The following is a 16,579-nucleotide window of genomic DNA, read 5'->3' as shown; positions in this document are numbered from 1 at the left end:
TCTTATAAGAACGGCTCAATGCAGCTACGTCGCACTTCTCGTTCTCAGTGTGCGAATTATCACGTCAAAGTGAGGAAAAATTCTTAACATTGCCTATCGGAGCAAGGAGCTGCGCACCCACATTCGGTCACCCACTCGCTCTCACCAGCTAAGTTACAACCCAAAACTTTGTAATTTTTCAACTCAACTAGACTAGAAACCACTAATGCCTTGATACCCCATCGAATAACTTTAAGGAAGTTTTCCTCGTATGTCTCGTCCAATGCGCGTTGCTGTCGTAGGTGCAGGTCCAGCCGGCATTTATGCCTCTGATATTTTGATGAAATCCGGCAAGGACGTCGAAATCGACCTTTTCGAACGCATGCCGGCGCCGTTCGGCCTCATCCGCTACGGCGTGGCACCTGACCACCCACGCATCAAGGGCATTGTTAACTCGCTGCACCGCGTGCTCGATTCGGACAACCTCCGCTTGCTGGGAAACATCGAAATCGGCAAAGACATCAAGGTCGATGAGCTGCGGGAATTCTACGATGCGATCATCTTCTCCACCGGCGCTACCGCCGACCGCGACCTCAGCATCCCCGGCATTGAGCTCAAGGGATCGCACGGTGCCGCCGAATTCGTCGGCTTTTACGACGGCAACCCGGATTTCCAGCGCGATTGGGACCTCAGCGCGGAGTCTGTCGCCGTCATTGGCGTAGGCAACGTTGGGCTGGATGTGGCTCGCATCCTGGCTAAGACCGCCGACGAGCTTCACGTCACCGAGATTCCGGACAACGTATTTTCTGGGCTGGGCAAGAATGCCGCCTCCGAGGTGCACGTCTTTGGCCGTCGTGGCCCCGCGCAAGCCAAGTTCACCCCACTCGAACTGAAGGAATTGGACCACTCCCCAACCATCGAAGTTATCGTCGACCCGGAAGACATCGACTACGATGCGGCCTCCGAGCAGGCACGACGCGACTCCAAGTCAGTGGACCTCGTCTGCCAGACCTTGGAAGGCTACGCTATGCGCGAGCCAAAGGGCGCACCACACAAGCTCTACATCCACTTCTTCGAATCCCCAGTGGAAATCCTGGGCGAAGACGGCAAAGTCCGCGCCATCAAAACCGAACGCATGCAACTTGACGGCAACGGCGGGGTCACCGGCACTGGGAAATTCACGGAATGGCCAGTGCAATCGGTCTACCGCGCCGTCGGCTACCGCTCGGATGCCATGCCAGATGTGCCATTCGACGACGCCCGCGCCGTCATCCGCAACGACGGTGGCCACGTCATTGATGAGTCGGGGGAGATCGTGCCAGGGCTCTATGCCACTGGTTGGATCAAGCGTGGTCCGGTGGGGTTGATCGGCAACACCAAGTCTGACGCGAAGGAAACCACAGATATGCTGCTGGCAGACTTCGAAGCCGGACGCTTGGAACAGCCTTCTTCGCCATCGCCCGAGGCAATCATCGAACTTCTCAAAGAGCGCGAAATTGCCTACACCACCTGGGATGGTTGGTACCAGCTCGATGCCGCCGAGAAGGCCCTCGGCGAGGCCGAGGGCCGCGAACGCAAGAAGATCGTGGAATGGGATGAAATGGTGGAGCACGCCAAGCACCAAGCTTAGCGACGCCCGTCGGCAAGCAGGGCGCGCTCCTTAGCTGAGAACGTGCCCCGAACTCCACCCCATCCATCGCCTACTGCATGAAACAGGGAGACCGCGAAACTACCCCCGGGCCCGATCTACTGGGCAACATTCGGGCAATCCCTCAGCCAGCTGGGCCGGGAAAACAAACATCGTCCTGCGTCCTGCCCAGTTCCCTTTTACACTCGTGGGCTATGAGCTACTACTTCGCTGTTCAACAGTTGACGGATCTCACCCCAACCGAAGTGCACGAGGTGTACAAACTACGCGTCAGCGTGTTCGTCAATGAACAAAACACTGCCTACCAGGAGGTTGACGACACCGACATCCTACCTACCACCTATCACATGCTTGCCTGGACCGACGAGGAACACAAACAGCTGGTGGGCAATATCAGGATTTACGAGGACATCATCGATAACGATGAACACGTCATGCGCTTAGGCCGCGTCTGTGTGGCTGAATCTGAGCGTGGGACTGGGCTTGCCAAAGAACTTATGCGCCGCACTATCGAGTTTGCGGACCAGACTTTCCCGGATAAGAGCCTGGTGCTCGATGCCCGCACCCCACTTGTTGGTTGGTATGAAAAGTTCGGCTTCCGCACTATCGCCGAACCTTACCCTTTCGCAGACATCACTCTCACTCCGATGAAGAAGATCCACTAATGTACCTGTCCGCCACGTCGCTCTCCGAACTATCCGGAAGCGAAGCCCACGAACTCTTCAAGCTCCGCACGGACATTTTCGTTGTCGAACAACAATGCGCCTATGCGGAGATTGACGACATCGACGCGGCGAAAGACACAGTGCACATTCGGATGCGGGCCGAGGACGGCACGCTCATTGGGGTGGCGCGGGTCTACCCGTCCGAAATGGAGTGGCATATAGGTCGTGTGTGCGTCGCCCCTGCATGGCGAGGCACAGGCATGGCGGCCAAACTTTTCGAGTACGCCTTATCCCGCACGAGCGGGCCGGTGGAGCTGACGGCACAATCCCCGCTAAGGCAATGGTACGAACAGTTTGGTTTCGAGGTTTGCGGGCCAGAGTTCGACTGGGACGGGATCCCTCACCTGCCCATGCGACGGGGCTAGACAACCTCGGAAAACACAAGATGTCGCAAATTCTGGCCGATTAGTTCCCATATCTTGTGCCGGAATTCTCACACCGCGGTGGCTTACAATTTTGTAATTTAGCGCTTATGGTCAGAAACTATGACTCTGATCAACCCCACCTCCACCGTCAATGAATACCTCGACCGCAGCGACTGGCGCGTCAACGCCAACGCCAACCAGGACTACTCCCTCGGCGGGCTGATGCTCAACGCCAATGGGAAAATCACCGCGAACTACTGGCTAGATAATGTTTTTAGCCCCGAAGCTGCGGCCGCACACCGTAGTGGCGACCTCCACATTCACGACCTAGACATGCTGGGAGGCTACTGCGCCGGATGGTCGTTGCGGCAGCTTCTGGAACAAGGTTTCGGCGGGGTGCGTGGCACAATCTCATCCAACCCACCGCGTCACCTTTCCAGCGCACTGGGCCAAATGGTCAATTTCCTCGGCACCCTGCAGAATGAGTGGGCTGGCGCGCAAGCCTTTTCATCATTCGACACCTACCTAGCCCCCTTCGTCCGGCTCGACCGCCTCACTTACGACCAGGTCTATCAACAAGTACAAGAGTTCATCTTCAACCTCAACGTACCGAGCCGCTGGGGGACGCAAACTCCATTCACAAACATCACCCTCGACTGGACCTGCCCCACAGACATCGCCCAAGACCACCCCTTCATCGGCGGAGAACCCCTCGACTTCACCTACGGTGACCTCGAGCAGGAAATGGCCCTTATCAACCGCGCGCTTATCGACGTCCTCGCGGCCGGCGACGCCGATGGCCGCCCCTTTACCTTCCCCATCCCTACCTACAACATCACCCGGGACTTCGATTGGGATTCGGACAACGCGCGGGCACTGTTCGACATGACTGCCCGCTATGGCCTGCCCTATTTCCAGAACTTCATTAATTCCGATCTTGATCCCGGCATGATCCGCTCGATGTGTTGCCGACTCCAGCTGGATCTTCGGGAGCTGTTGAAGCGTGGCAATGGCCTATTCGGCTCGGCAGAACAAACAGGTTCGATTGGGGTGGTCACGCTCAACTGCGCCCGTTTGGGCAAGAAGTACCAGGAAGAATCGGAGCTGTTTGCCGAGGTGAAACGGTTGGTGGCATTGGGCGTCGATACGCTTGAGCGCAGGCGACGCACGGTGGCGCAGCTGCTGGATCGCGGGTTGTACCCGTACACGCAGCGGTGGTTGGGCACGCTCGATAATCACTTTTCCACCATCGGGGTCAACGGGGTCAATGAGATGGTGCGTAACTTCACCTCGGATGCCTGTGACATTACCTCGCCATTTGGCCACGGCCTCGCGATGCGCTTGCTCGCCTACATCAATGAGCTGCTGGTCGATGCGCAGGAGACGACCGGTCACTTGTTCAATCTGGAAGCAACACCTGCTGAGGGCACAACTTACCGGTTTGCGAAGCTAGATCGACAGCAATTCCCCGGCATTATCCAGGCAGGCTCCGCCGAGCAGCCCTATTACACCAATTCCACCCAGCTGCCAGTGGCGCACACCCCAGATCCATTCCTCGCTTTGGCGATGCAGGAGGACCTGCAGTCGCAATACACCGGAGGCACGGTGCTGCATCTCTACCTCGGCTCAGCGGCTGGTACCGGAGTGGAAGCGGCGAGCCTCGTACGACGGGCGCTCACGCACTTCCGGCTGCCGTACATCACCGTCACCCCGACATACTCGATTTGCGAAAACCACGGCTACCTGCGGGGCGAGGTTCCCGTTTGCCCGCAGTGTGGCGCTCACACAGAGATGTGGACCAGGGTGATGGGTTACTTCCGTCCAGTGGAGAGCTTCAACATCGGCAAGAAGGGTGAGTTTCATGAACGCACCTACTTCCAGGTGTAACACCACTGCGCAGCAACTCCCACTCGCTGGCATCATTGCGTTCTCCCCGACGGATTGGCCTGGAAAGCTCGTCGCGACGGCATTTACCCAAGGCTGTCCGTTGGCCTGTTGCTATTGCCATAACCCGAGCTTGCAGGAGACTTGCCCGGGCACCGTCGCATTCACTGAGCTCACCAACCTGCTCGCCCAAAGACACGGGCTCCTCGACGGCGCGGTGATCTCCGGTGGCGAACCGCTCATGCACGCTGCGCTCGGTGCCGCGATCGCCGAGATTCATCGAATCGGTTTCCCCGTCGGCCTGCACACCTCTGGGTACGCGCCCAACCGATTAGCGGCCCTGCTGAACTCCCCGGACTCTGCGCCCGACTGGGTTGGGCTGGACATCAAAGGGCTCCCCGAGACCATGCAGGCGATCACGGGGTGCGCACCGCGCGCCGCTAGGGGTCCATGGGACTGCCTGCGCTTGCTTTCCGACGCTGGTGTCGACACCCAAGTACGCACCACCGTGTGGCCACGTTCCGAAGTGGCAGAACAAGTGGACCTCTTGACCGCCAAGGTGGCTGCTTTTGGGGCAGAGCTCGTGGTGCAACAAGCCCGGAATGTGGATTCCGCTGGTCGGTATCTTGGGGCTACTCCACAGTGATAGCAGCGGCTGCCTGCGTTGCCCGGGAACGAGCTTCTTCGGTGGTTTCTGCCGTCGCCACGGCAACGCCCATGCGTCGTTTAGCGCCGGCGGTGGGCTTGCCAAAGAGGCGGATGTCAGCTTCTGGAATAGCGAGCGCTTGCGAGACGCCCGCGTAACGGACCGGGCCGGAAGACGCCCCATAAATCACGGCGGAGGCCCCCGGGGAGACCAAGGTGGTGTCGATCGGGAGGCCAAGGACGGCACGGGCATGCAGCTCAAATTCCGAGAACCGCTGGGAAGCCAGGGTCACCAGGCCAGTATCGTGCGGGCGCGGAGAGACTTCGGAGAAGTAGACGTCGTCGCCTGCGATAAAGAGCTCAACGCCAAACACACCACGGCCACCCAAAGCCCCAGTGATGCGGGCTGCTACCGAACGCGCGTTTTCTAACGCAGCAGCAGTCATTGCCATTGGCTGCCAAGATTCGACATAGTCGCCATCCACCTGGCGGTGCCCGATGGGTTCGCAGAACCAAGTGGCGTCTTTGCCTGTCGCCGGGTCGATGGAACGCACAGTCAACAAAGTTATTTCATAGTCAAACTCGACAAATGATTCGATGATGACCCGGCCGCTAGAAACCCGCCCACCCGACATGGCATACTGCCAAGCTGCACTGATATCCGCCGGAGATCGCACCACGGACTGGCCTTTTCCGGAAGAACTCATGACGGGTTTCACCACACAAGGAAATCCAATCCGCGCTACTTTTTCCGCAAACTCAGCTTCCGTGGAAGCAAACTCATAGTTTGAGGCGGGTAGCCCGAGTTCTTCGGCGGCGAGGCGACGAATTCCCTCTCGATTCATCGTCAACTGGGTAGCGCGGGCGGTAGGAATGACCGTAATCTCGCCAGATGCCTCGATGTCAGCGAGCGCGTCGGTGGCCAGTGCCTCGATCTCCGGAACCACGAAATGAGGTTTGACCTGCGCTACCAGCTGATGGACGGCTGCCGCGTCAGTCATGTCCAACACGTACGAGCGGTGGGCCACTTGGTGAGCTGGCGCGTTTTCGTAGCGATCCGCAGCGTGGACTTCCACCCCGAGCCGTTGGAAACCAATCGTCACTTCTTTGCCCAGCTCACCCGAGCCGAGCAGTAGGACGCGGATGGCGGTATCAGTCAGGGGCGTGCCAAGGTGAGTAGGTGTAAACATATGTTTAGACTATTGCCCCGCCTGCCAGTTGGCTAAATCTCCGCATGGACACGGGTGGGGACCAACCCCAGGCCAACAGCTCCACAGTGGCAACTACCAAAGCTGCGGTTTCTTTAATAAGTATGGTCGCAGGACATTCAAGCTGACATAGGCCAAGACAAATACGATGATCTTGTCCAGCGTATCAACGTAGATCGCCTTCATCAGCAAGGCATTGGGAATGGACCCATCAGCCATGAGCATTTCAGCGTAGAAAGAGAAGATTCCTTGTTTAGGCGCATCTAGGTAGGAGATGATCATCAGCGGGGCGGACAAGACGCCCGACATGAGCCCCACCACTGCCCCGTAGAGTGTCGCCACGACTACATTGCCAAATGCCCCCAGCTGCGCGAGCACGCCCGCTAGCAGACCAATGATTCCCGCCAATACAACGAAGGGCAAATTCGTTGGCTCGATGAAACTCCAGATCAGTAGGGAAATCATGCCGGTGGCAGCCCCGGCGCGAGCGCCGAAGATATTTGCGATTATTACGGTACCCACAGCATCTAAGTACAACGGCACATCTGTAAGTGAAGCGACGAGGATTCCAAGAAAGTTCAGTCCTATGCCTACCAGCATGAATCCGATTCCGCGGACACCTTCCCGAACGGCAGTGCTTAAGGCGAAAACCACGATTGAAAAGCTGGCAAGTAGGAATGTGACCCGGGATTCGCGGGTGCCGAAAACAGATTGCCAGACGGGGCTTGCGGTAGCAGTGAGGTATGCCCAGGTGAAAAAGAGTGCGACAAAAGCGAGCATTGAGGCACTGTTGTGTACCCACCTCATTGCAGTCAAGGAGTTCTCCTTGTGGGTGGTCCGTTGAGGCTCCACCATGAGCTTATTCACAACCCCGTACTCAATCCTAAAATTTACCCAATCTGATACTTAACCAATACTTAAAAAGCTTATCTTACTGGCAAATATCAAGGCAAATGCTATCCATCTAACATCTCCCTGGGAATTCTATACACAAGGAATTAATTTTCCCACCCTATAGGTTGCCAAAGATACCAATTCCTCGTTTTCACCTTGAATATAATCCAAATGGCGGGGATTTTTCGCTTGAACCTCCTGCGCTAGTCGAGCAAGCGAGTAACCATCGGACCACACGCTAACGCTAGTTGCGCGGCAAAATCCTCGTCATGTGTAACCAATACCACCCCATTCCCTGGCGTCTCGCAGTGCCGGGCAATGAGTTCGATGGCTTCTACCCGGCCTGGACCATCTAAGCCGACCTCTGGCTCGTCGAGAAGCACGATGGGACGGCCGAGACCACAAATCATTCGCAGCTGCGTCAAACGCAAGTTCCGAGCAGATAAGTCATAAGGGTGTTGATCCGGAGCGTCGGAAGCCATCGCACGGGCGGTGCTGAACAGTAGCTGGTCGTAAGGATCTTGAGTGAGGAGGCCACAGGCAGGCTGCTTGGCCAGCTCGTGAAGCAGCGTCGACTTGCCTGCCCCGTTGGGTCCGCACAACCAGACAATCCCTTGATTCGGTACCGAGATCTCCACAGGGCCGACTTTGAAGTCCACACGTTCTTTGCGCCACCAACTGCCTGGAACCCCTCGGAAGGCCGTTACTGCAGCCTGGAAAGCTGTGCCTTGCCGACGCTGCGGTGTGACCCAGCGTGGCGGTTGAAAACCCCGGGGGTCGTCCCCTATCACCTCCACTGGGAATTCCGCAAACGCTGGGAGATGGGAAAACACCCAAATTTCCATTGTCTCCTGCAGACTGCGCAACACACGGCTCAGCTCGGCGGTGGCATGCTTGTCCAAGCCAAAGAATGGATCATCCAACACCAGTCGCTGCGGCTGTAATGCGAGCGCAGCTGCGATCACCATCCGTCGAGTTTGCCCTCCAGACAGCCTGGTGGGATCCCGTTCCAACAAGTTGCTAATATCCAGGGCTGCAGCGGCCGATTCACACCTACTCTGCATCTCAGCTCGGTCCACCCCGCGTTGCTCAAGCCCGAAGGCCAGTTCCTCAATGACGGTCGCCCGCAGATAAGTGACGTGGTGCAGCGGGGTAGCCGAAACGTAAACGGCGTCCGGGATACCTCGAGCAGCGGCGCTAAGCCCGGCGCCCGAATAGCCAATGACCTGCGTTAAGCCCATATACACAACCCGAAAGCCACCAGGAGTGATCCTGCACCGATAAGATAATCCCACCTTGAAACCGCAACCGGACGGAGCACCGTGCGTCTGCCTGGCAACTCAATTCCGTGGGTTTGAGCGGCCATTGACCGGTCAGCCCCTTGCACGAGCATGCGTGTGACCAGCGGGAATGCCACATACTTGATTCGCCCTTTGAGTCCGAGATGCCGATACTGCTCAAGGTAGGTTTCCGCATATCGACGCCCTTGTGGCAAGGTCTGCAACGCGGTGCCACACACGTAAGCAAATTTGGGGGAAAGTCGCGCTCCTTGGATAGCTTTGGCCAAGTCGGACGTCGAGAAGCAAGCGAACCCTGCCAGCAGCGAAGCGATCAAAGCTGCAGACCGTAAGCCCAAGACCACCGCGGTGCCCCAGAATCCGAACAAACCATGCACAAGCAGCAAAGATGCGCATACCGGGAGGCTAAGCGCGAGCGTCGCTGCCAGGACGCGTGGAGAGCGGGCCATCAACCACGCACCGACAACCACCGATGCGGAGACCCAGGGGGAATTTACTCCCAGCACCACGATCCATGTGCTCGCACATACGGCGAGCACCGTCAATGGATTCATTGAGTGACACGCTTGGGCAACGCCTTGACCAGCAGGAAAACAAAGGCAAAAACTGCGGCCTTATCCAGCGGGTCCGAGGTGAACGCCTGCATCGTCACCGAAGCTAACAAAGAATTGCCCATTTCTCGGAATAAGGCGACCACAGCGCCAGTACCCACTCCCGCCGTGCCACCGTACACAAACGCTGCCACCGGAGCCGCCAACGCACCGCACACGAGCCCGACAAGGGCACCCCACAACACCACCCACACGATGTTACGGAATCCACCTCGTTGCTTTACCACCCCAGCCAAAAAGCCCACTGTGGCACTGACCGCAGCGAACGGCAACGCTGCGGGATTTAGCAACCCCCACACGACCGAACTCAAGGCACCTGTCGCAGCCCCAGCCGCAGGCCCGGCCAGGACCGCAACCAATACCGTGCCGATGGAATCCAGATACAGCGGGATCGCGAAGCTACCTACCACCTGGCCAATGACCATATTCAGCACCAATGCAACCGGGATTAATGTGAGTACACGGGCAGAGAGTGTTGGGAAAATTCCGGCGAGTAGCAATGCCGTCCCGCCGAGGTATCCGATCAATGTCAACAACGCTGGACTCGAGGCTCCAACATTTTCCCAATCTGTTGGGCGAACCAAAACGAGATAAATCCACGTCGCGGCGATGACAACTGCTCCAACGATTGTCAACGCCTTCGAAAAGACCGGTGACATACTTCTCCCCTTGAATAAGTTTGATAGCTGCCCCTATGTCACCTCGGGGAAGAAAATGTAAAACGCAATAGTGCGCTTACTTTTAAGTCGCACTGAGTATAAAACAGTGTGACCGGGCGAAACAAACTCACTTCCAGGTCGCACGCTCGTACTAGTCCGCGTTGCTGAATTGCAAAACTAATACCGGAAGGTGGCGCCAAACAGTTCGCAGACACGAAGGAGTTCCCGGTGCGCGGCTGGGATATCTACATCGGTAACGAGCTGAGCATTCGGTGGTCGATGCCAGTGATTCTTGAGGTCTGCAACAGTCGTTCCGCGCAGCCAGCCGGTGCTGGCTTCCACATCAATCGTTGCGGGCCTGGTAATCACCGGAACTTTTCCAAGTGCAACCATGCACGTGATGAGGTCATGAATCTGGGCCAGATAACCCTCGCCGTGCGCTTGGTGAAACTCGAAATAAAACCGCAGCATTTCGGGCAAAAACGTAGCTATCGGCGCTGGCCCAAGAGCGGAGATCACCTCAGCAAGCGAGCCAGGGTCCAAGGTGAATCGTTCTGTGACCCCCAGCGAGCACACGGTTGCGGAGTTGAACTGAAAGAAGCTTTTCGCCGCGTGGGGATCGACCCAGCTGTTCCATTCCGCGGTGGGTGTAGTGTTACCCGGATAGTTGTATGCCCCGCCCATGAGCGTGACATCCGCATTGATCCTGCCCCAGGCAGCGGCATTTGTGGCCGGACCTGTGACAATGAGCTTGTCGACGTCCTCTTCCCACAACCGCATCCAGTGAAAATCAACGTCGCAGGGCTCAGGTATCAGATATCCCAATCCATAGATTCCATGGGTTTCAGGCGTGGTAACTAGGTCCAGCATCATTGGCATATTCTCTCCAACTGCCACCGGCACTGTTACCCCGCATGCCGCGAGCACGAAGTGGGAGTTGATGGCCGCCTGGGTCGCGGAAGTATTTCCAGCAGTGGTGGTCACTCCAACCAATTCGATTTCACCTAGGCGATGCAATCCGGCCAGATACATCAACGCAAGGGCGTCATCAATGCCGGTATCGCAATCCAGAAGAATCCGTACCATAACTCGTCAATGCTAGCACCGAGACATGTGCTAAGGCCGGGGCTTAGCTGCCTCAATGAGTTCCGGATACGGTGGTTCGACTTTGAAAGTGCGGTATAACCAGGGCGAAATCATAAACGTGACGAGGAACACCACTGTTATGTCCACAGGATCCGAAATGATCTCGCGGAAACCTAAGGAGCTGGCGAAATAGGTGTCTACTGCGCTTAAAGGCGAATAAATATCAAAGTTGAAGCGTGCCACCGAGCTATTGCGCAAGGAGTAGGTCAAAGGCGCCGCTCCAATGCTGCAGGCAATGCCGGCGATCAACCCGCTGACTGTCACGGTCAGTCTGTTACCAAAACCGTCCAATTGCCTAAAGACTCCGGCTAACCATCCTGCGACGATATTGACCGTTGCAAAGGGAACCGAGACTGGGGCTATTAACACCCACATACAAGTCGACAATGCCGCAGTTGACGCGCCAGCTAGCGGACCCAGCAGCATCCCGACGCACACTGACCCGATGGTGTCGAGGTACAGTGGCAGATTCAAACGGGCATTGATTTCCCCAAGGATATGGTCGGCGGCCACCCCGGCGATAACTAACAGCCACAGTCGCCTATCAATTTGCCGAGAAAACACGAGGAGAAGCAAAAGCGTAGCCACCACCAATGTAACTACAACAAACCAATTAATGTCTCGCCCCATGAAATCCATCAACCAGGGTGATATGGGCATCGCCACTGGTATTGACCACTGCAGAATCAACAGGATGACGGCCAAGCCAGTGAGGAGGTGTCGGGGGAAACTCATTGCTAAGTCGCTCCCCTAACTTCGCCTTCTCTTCAACAGCTACCAAACGTTTACCCATTAACGAGATTACCATTGGCCACGCACATTCGACCACGAATAGCTGGAATCCTTAATGAGCTAGTCCGTCCAGAGTAAGTTGGTCTCGCCGCAAGATCTTTGACCGCAATATTTTCGTCGCCAGGAGATAAGCCAGCCCAAAGCTCACTGCCTTGTCGAGTGGATCGGACACCGACAAACCGCCGCCAAATACACCCAGCAAGCAGTACTTCAGCTCGTTGAAGATTGCAGCCGTTGAGTTTTGACCCTCTTCCAGAATCCCGCCGAACACCTGGAGATTCAGTGGGGCTGCCACCATTGCGACGACAATACCCGCCACGAAACCAGTGACAATATTCGTAACCAAGTTTCCCATACCACCGAGCTGCCGAAAACGTCCCGCTGCCCAGCCAATCATCACGCCGAGTGGAGCGAATACCAAGCAGGTGGGTGCCCAGATTTCCCAAATCAAAGAGGTGGCGAGCGATGCAGCCATCCCCATCTCAGCACTGTAAATCAACGCGATGGTGATCGTTCCAACGCAGTCTAGGTAGAGCGGTAGATGTGAGTTTCCAAGAGAATATGGCCAAGTGCGACGTCGAAAACCGCGAGCAGCACGAATAAGACGAGATGTCGCCCGCGAAATATCGCACGGTTACCCCAAACGAGGGCTAACAATGCGAGCTATGAGGTTGCCAAGAGCAGTATTTGCGGTCGCTGCATCGGATAGCTGAGCCAGTCAACTTGCGGGCGCACGATGACCACATAGCACCAAGCGAAGAGCATGAGGAGACCAGCGACGATATTGGGGACGCGCTGACCCATGTTTATCAAATTCTAAACCGGCGAGGGGTGGGAAATCGCTTGTATTTTCAGTAGAAAATGCACCAAACTGCATAAACTCGCCAAGAAAGTCACCAGTTTACTCACACAATTCCCATAATGTCTACCGATTGGGCCCCTCAGCGAGGCCCAATCGGAGCACCTCACGCACGGAGATGGACCGATAGAACGCGCAAATAGTTCTTGGTCCTGTGTGCTTTAGGAAGCCATGATGTCGTGGCGGATGATGGTTTGATCACGGCCAGGACCAACGCCGATGTAGGAAATCCGCGCTCCGGAAAGCTCTTCCAACCGCAGCACGTAATCCTGTGCCTTTTGTGGCAATTCCTCGAAGGTGGTGCAGCCGGTGATGTCTTCGTCCCAGGCTGGCATCGTTTCGTAGATTGGGGTGGCGTGGTGGAAGTCCGATTGGGTCATCGGCATTTCGTCGAAACGCTTGCCGTCGACATCGTAGGCGACGCAGATCGGGATTTCGCCGATGCCGGTGAGGACATCCAGTTTGGTCAGGAAGATGTCGGTAAACCCGTTCACGCGCGAGGCGTAGCGGGCAACAACGGAGTCGTACCAGCCGCAACGGCGCTTCCGGCCGGTATTGACGCCTACTTCCCCACCGGTGGTCTGCAGGTATTCGCCCCACTTATCGAACAGCTCCGTAGGGAATGGACCGGCGCCAACACGGGTGGTGTAGGCCTTGATGATTCCCAGCGAGTGGGTGATCCGGGTCGGACCGATGCCTGAACCAACGCAGGCTCCGCCGGCGGTGGGGTTGGACGAGGTGACGAATGGATAGGTGCCGTGGTCGACGTCGAGCATGGTGGCCTGGCCGCCCTCCATCAGCACATGCTTGCCGGCATCGAGCGCTTGGTTGAGCTCGAGTTCCGCCTCGATCATCATCGGGCGCAGGCGCTCCTGGTAGCTCAGGAAGTACTGGACGATTTCGTCGGCAACAATAGCCTTGCGGTTATACATCTTGACCAGCATTTGGTTCTTGACATCCAGCGCGGACTCGATTTTCTGGCGCAAGATGGACTCGTCGAAGATGTCCTGAACGCGGATGCCGACGCGCGCGACTTTATCCGCATAGGTAGGGCCGATGCCACGGCCGGTCGTGCCGATGGCACGCTTGCCCAGGAAACGCTCCTGAACACGGTCAAGGATCTGGTGGTATGGCGCAACGACGTGCGCATTTGCGGAGATACGCAAGCGGGAAGCGTCACAGCCCCGAGCGATCAGGCCGTCCATTTCCTCGAACAGCGCCTCAAGGTTGATAACCACGCCATTGCCCAGTACCGGAGTCGCGTTTTCCGACAGCACACCAGCGGGCAGCAACTTCAGCTCGTACTTTTCCCCACCGACAACAACGGTGTGACCTGCGTTGTTGCCACCGTTGGGCTTGACCACATAATCGACCAAACCGCCAAGAATATCTGTGGCTTTACCTTTGCCTTCATCGCCCCACTGGGCGCCGACAATTACGATCGCAGCCATTTCACGTCACTTCCATTTCCATAAAGGAGCGCCCGCGTTCCCGGGGCGCATGAGACGTTGCTTAATTCTACATGCCCAACCATTGCCTACGAGTAATTTTGTGCACATTCCCGCTTCTCGACGCCCTATTCCCCGACCATTCCAGATGGACGAACGCCGAATGTGTTCTATGCTTCACACATAGCTTTCGTAAAACGTAGCCAATTTTCTAAGGATCCCTATGCGCCTGTCTTCCCCTCGCACTCTCGTCGTAGCCACGTTGCTCAGTGTCTCTGTGGGGATCGGTGGCGTTCCGGTCGCAGGCGCGGAGCAAGCGGCCGGGTCTTCGGACCCTGCGGTTGCTTCACCTGCCTGGGGCGCGATGCGGGCTCCTGATGTTCGGGACCTACAGCAGCTGGCGTCCATGCTGGGCGTGGCTGCCGTGGTGACCGGTGGCCTGGCAGGAATCTTAGCTGCTGGAGGAACAACCCCGGCTACGCCAGCCGCACCTGACTCTCCTAGCGAGAAGGTGCCCGTAGCTGCTGGAGCAGAATTCCCCGCTGCCGGAGACATCACTACTCAGGAAGGTTTCCGGGCAGCCATGTACCAGGAAATCCAAGCGACCCGCCGAGCTCACGGGCTTGATGCCGATGGTTCCTACCCCACCCGCAATCTGACACACGAGGCTAGCGCTCAAAAGTGGGCAAACTACTTGGCGTCGACGGGCACGCAGTCTCACGATCCTAATTTCGGAAAAACGGTTGAGTTGCTGGGGCCTGGGGCGACCCCACGGGAGGTCGTCGCTATGTGGCTGGGTTCCGCGCCGCATCGCGAAGAACTCCTCCGCGAGAACCTGTATGACTACGGCATCGGCGTAGCTCGCTTGGCCGACGGCGACTGGATGGTGGTCTACCGCGGGACCCCGGATTTCGTGGCTACGCGCTAGTCGGCGTAGTCGTCAGGGTCGACTACCTCAGGTGGCACCGCCGGGGTCTGCGAGGTTGGTACCAACGTGGCCAACGCGGAGTCCTCCGAAAGCCCACAGACCTGCAGCAAGTCGACGATGAGGGAGCGTGTTTGTCCCAAAATCATCGTCGCGGAAAGCACCCCACCTTCCGCAACCTCCATGCCCGCTTTCGCCCCGAGTACCCGCAAGCGACGAACAATCTCGGGAAGTTCCGGTGCGAAGGAAAAGTCCCTGCTGTTGTAGACAACCTCCGACAGATCACCCGCCACCGATGCCAGCTCGTAAATGAGCTCAATCTGCGCCGCCGAGACGACATCGTTGTCTTCCGTTAGGATGACTGCCCGTCGAGCCAGCACGCGCGTAGAGCGCATTGCATTATCGACGGGGTTTAGCACGCGCATGATCGATCCAAGTTCTCTGCGCTGACGCCACATCAGCGGCGATGTCAACACCACTTCCTCGCCCTCTTTGGCGGTCGCAATCATGTTGTTGATGTGACCTTGGGAGCCGCGGGCCTGATTCAACGCAGCTTTCAGCATCTTGGTGTCATGAGATTCAAGCGACTCAGCTACGTCGTCCAACACCCGAGAGGTAATGCCCAGAATTCGCGCGATCTCCCTCCGACCGTTGCGCAGCGGAGACTGCGGGAACAAGGCCATGACGGCGATACCCACCCCAGCCCCCAGGAAGGCGTCGACCATGCGCTCGGTGCCGCCGGAGGAGCCGGGTGGGAGGATCGTGGCAATAAGAACTGCGGAAAATGCCGCCTGATTGGCAGCTAGTACGCCCTTATCGAGGAACATTGCCAGCGCGACAGATATCACCACGCCGACCGCAATTTGCCACGTTCCCGGACCGACGTAGTTAATCAGCAAGTCGCCCAGGCCGACACCCAAGCTGACACCAAAGCCAAGCTCAAACGCTCTACGGATACGCCCGCCACCCGCTGCCGACAGCACGATCACCGTAGCCATCGGCGCGAAAAAGGGCTGTTCGTGGCCAATGAGGTGCCGGCCGATGTAATACGAAGCTCCAGCAGCGATACCTAGCTGCATGATGTAAAACCAGTTGCTTCGCAGTCGCAGCCAGCCAGCGCGGACGCGACCGATCGTAAGAGCAGAGATAGTGCGTTTGGTACGGGGCACGGTTTCTTAGTGTAGTTGGCTGGCACAACCAACTGTGGTGCGGGTGGCGAGTGCGCGAGCGCGGGTGGCGTGGTGCACAACCTCAAGTGGGACGTTGCTCCCAGGGCTAGGCTTCAAGTTTTGCTTCAATACCGCTAGCGCGTCCCCTCGGCGTAGTCGGACTACGCCGAGAGGTTAAAAACCGGGTCAAAAGCAGCCCTTGCGGTAGTCTGACTACGCCGAGGGGACGCGGTAGCACCTGTGCAGCCGAATGAGTGAACGCTTTAGACCTGTTACATGCAAGGCGGATTAGGGATCTACATGGCGTCGAGAAGCAGGACTGTG

Annotated in this window: 17 protein-coding genes; 6 read left to right on the top strand and 11 right to left on the bottom strand. The window is 57.3% G+C overall.

The features are described 5' to 3' along the window. Window positions 1-250 precede the first annotated feature (250 nt). The 5 genes from CEPID_RS01615 (at window position 251) to CEPID_RS01595 (ending at window position 5,247) form a co-directional block, all read left to right on the top strand. Window positions 251-1,609: an FAD-dependent oxidoreductase gene (locus CEPID_RS01615; protein ID WP_047239480.1), complete on the top strand. Its 1,359-nt coding sequence runs from the start codon at window positions 251-253 to the stop codon at window positions 1,607-1,609. Between the two features lie 212 nt (window positions 1,610-1,821). Further along, window positions 1,822-2,292 carry a GNAT family N-acetyltransferase gene (locus CEPID_RS01610; RefSeq protein WP_047239479.1) on the top strand — a complete coding sequence of 157 codons (471 nt, stop codon included), beginning with the start codon at window positions 1,822-1,824 and terminating at the stop codon, window positions 2,290-2,292. Beyond that, window positions 2,292-2,717: a GNAT family N-acetyltransferase gene (locus CEPID_RS01605; RefSeq protein ID WP_047239478.1), complete on the top strand. Its 426-nt coding sequence runs from the start codon at window positions 2,292-2,294 to the stop codon at window positions 2,715-2,717. Before CEPID_RS01610 ends, CEPID_RS01605 begins: the two co-directional genes overlap by 1 nt. Before the next feature lie 120 nt (window positions 2,718-2,837). Further along, entirely contained in the window at window positions 2,838-4,604 is a 1,767-nt protein-coding gene (locus CEPID_RS01600) for a ribonucleoside triphosphate reductase (protein ID WP_047239477.1), read from the top strand. Next, on the top strand, window positions 4,579-5,247 hold the full coding sequence (locus tag CEPID_RS01595) for an anaerobic ribonucleoside-triphosphate reductase activating protein (protein ID WP_047239476.1): 669 nt from the start codon (window positions 4,579-4,581) through the stop codon (window positions 5,245-5,247). The genes CEPID_RS01600 and CEPID_RS01595 overlap by 26 nt, the downstream gene beginning before the upstream one ends. Here the strand turns inward: CEPID_RS01595 and purT are convergent. The 10 genes from purT to CEPID_RS01550 form a co-directional block, all read right to left on the bottom strand. Beyond that, window positions 5,234-6,436 (bottom strand): formate-dependent phosphoribosylglycinamide formyltransferase, encoded by a 1,203-nt coding sequence (gene purT / locus CEPID_RS01590; RefSeq protein ID WP_047239475.1) that lies wholly within the window; start codon window positions 6,434-6,436, stop codon window positions 5,234-5,236. The two genes, CEPID_RS01595 and purT, sit on opposite strands and share 14 nt — an antisense overlap. 93 nt (window positions 6,437-6,529) lie before the next feature. Next, window positions 6,530-7,270 carry a hypothetical protein gene (locus CEPID_RS01585; RefSeq protein WP_144413415.1) on the bottom strand — a complete coding sequence of 247 codons (741 nt, stop codon included), beginning with the start codon at window positions 7,268-7,270 and terminating at the stop codon, window positions 6,530-6,532. Between the two features lie 281 nt (window positions 7,271-7,551). Then, window positions 7,552-8,589 carry an ATP-binding cassette domain-containing protein gene (locus CEPID_RS01580; protein ID WP_052843283.1) on the bottom strand — a complete coding sequence of 346 codons (1,038 nt, stop codon included), beginning with the start codon at window positions 8,587-8,589 and terminating at the stop codon, window positions 7,552-7,554. Then, the gene (locus CEPID_RS01575) at window positions 8,580-9,200 is read right to left on the bottom strand and encodes an energy-coupling factor transporter transmembrane component T family protein (protein WP_047239473.1); all 621 of its coding nucleotides are present in this window, start codon (window positions 9,198-9,200) and stop codon (window positions 8,580-8,582) included. Before CEPID_RS01575 ends, CEPID_RS01580 begins: the two co-directional genes overlap by 10 nt. Continuing rightward, window positions 9,197-9,916: a hypothetical protein gene (locus CEPID_RS01570; protein ID WP_047239472.1), complete on the bottom strand. Its 720-nt coding sequence runs from the start codon at window positions 9,914-9,916 to the stop codon at window positions 9,197-9,199. Before CEPID_RS01570 ends, CEPID_RS01575 begins: the two co-directional genes overlap by 4 nt. 177 nt (window positions 9,917-10,093) lie before the next feature. After that, complete coding sequence (locus tag CEPID_RS01565; RefSeq protein ID WP_047239471.1) at window positions 10,094-11,002, bottom strand: nucleoside hydrolase; 909 nt, start codon at window positions 11,000-11,002, stop codon at window positions 10,094-10,096. A 30-nt stretch (window positions 11,003-11,032) separates the two neighbouring features. Continuing rightward, complete coding sequence (locus CEPID_RS01560; RefSeq protein WP_047239470.1) at window positions 11,033-11,797, bottom strand: hypothetical protein; 765 nt, start codon at window positions 11,795-11,797, stop codon at window positions 11,033-11,035. Between the two features lie 109 nt (window positions 11,798-11,906). Next, entirely contained in the window at window positions 11,907-12,329 is a 423-nt protein-coding gene (locus tag CEPID_RS01555; protein WP_144413414.1) for a hypothetical protein, read from the bottom strand. Window positions 12,330-12,517: 188 nt separating this feature from the next. Further along, the gene (locus CEPID_RS13270; RefSeq protein WP_158408007.1) at window positions 12,518-12,658 is read right to left on the bottom strand and encodes a hypothetical protein; all 141 of its coding nucleotides are present in this window, start codon (window positions 12,656-12,658) and stop codon (window positions 12,518-12,520) included. 216 nt (window positions 12,659-12,874) lie between these two features. Then, a complete protein-coding gene (locus tag CEPID_RS01550) occupies window positions 12,875-14,164 on the bottom strand; it encodes an adenylosuccinate synthase (protein WP_047239468.1) in 1,290 nt (429 codons plus the stop codon). Window positions 14,165-14,384: 220 nt separating this feature from the next. Here CEPID_RS01550 and CEPID_RS01545 point away from each other — a divergent pair, with 220 nt between their 5' ends. Then, window positions 14,385-15,089, top strand: a complete 705-nt coding sequence (locus CEPID_RS01545; protein WP_047239467.1) for a CAP domain-containing protein — start codon at window positions 14,385-14,387, stop codon at window positions 15,087-15,089. On the opposite strand, the gene CEPID_RS01540 is transcribed toward CEPID_RS01545, so the two are convergent. Beyond that, the gene (locus CEPID_RS01540) at window positions 15,086-16,219 is read right to left on the bottom strand and encodes an FUSC family protein (protein ID WP_047241261.1); all 1,134 of its coding nucleotides are present in this window, start codon (window positions 16,217-16,219) and stop codon (window positions 15,086-15,088) included. The genes CEPID_RS01545 and CEPID_RS01540 overlap by 4 nt on opposite strands. Between the last annotated feature and the right edge of the window lie 360 nt (window positions 16,220-16,579).

Origin of the sequence: Corynebacterium epidermidicanis (assembly GCF_001021025.1) — a bacterium.
Taxonomy (GTDB): domain Bacteria; phylum Actinomycetota; class Actinomycetes; order Mycobacteriales; family Mycobacteriaceae; genus Corynebacterium; species Corynebacterium epidermidicanis.
Note: the sequence above shows the minus strand (reverse complement) of the source record. Positions and strands in the feature narration are given on the sequence as shown.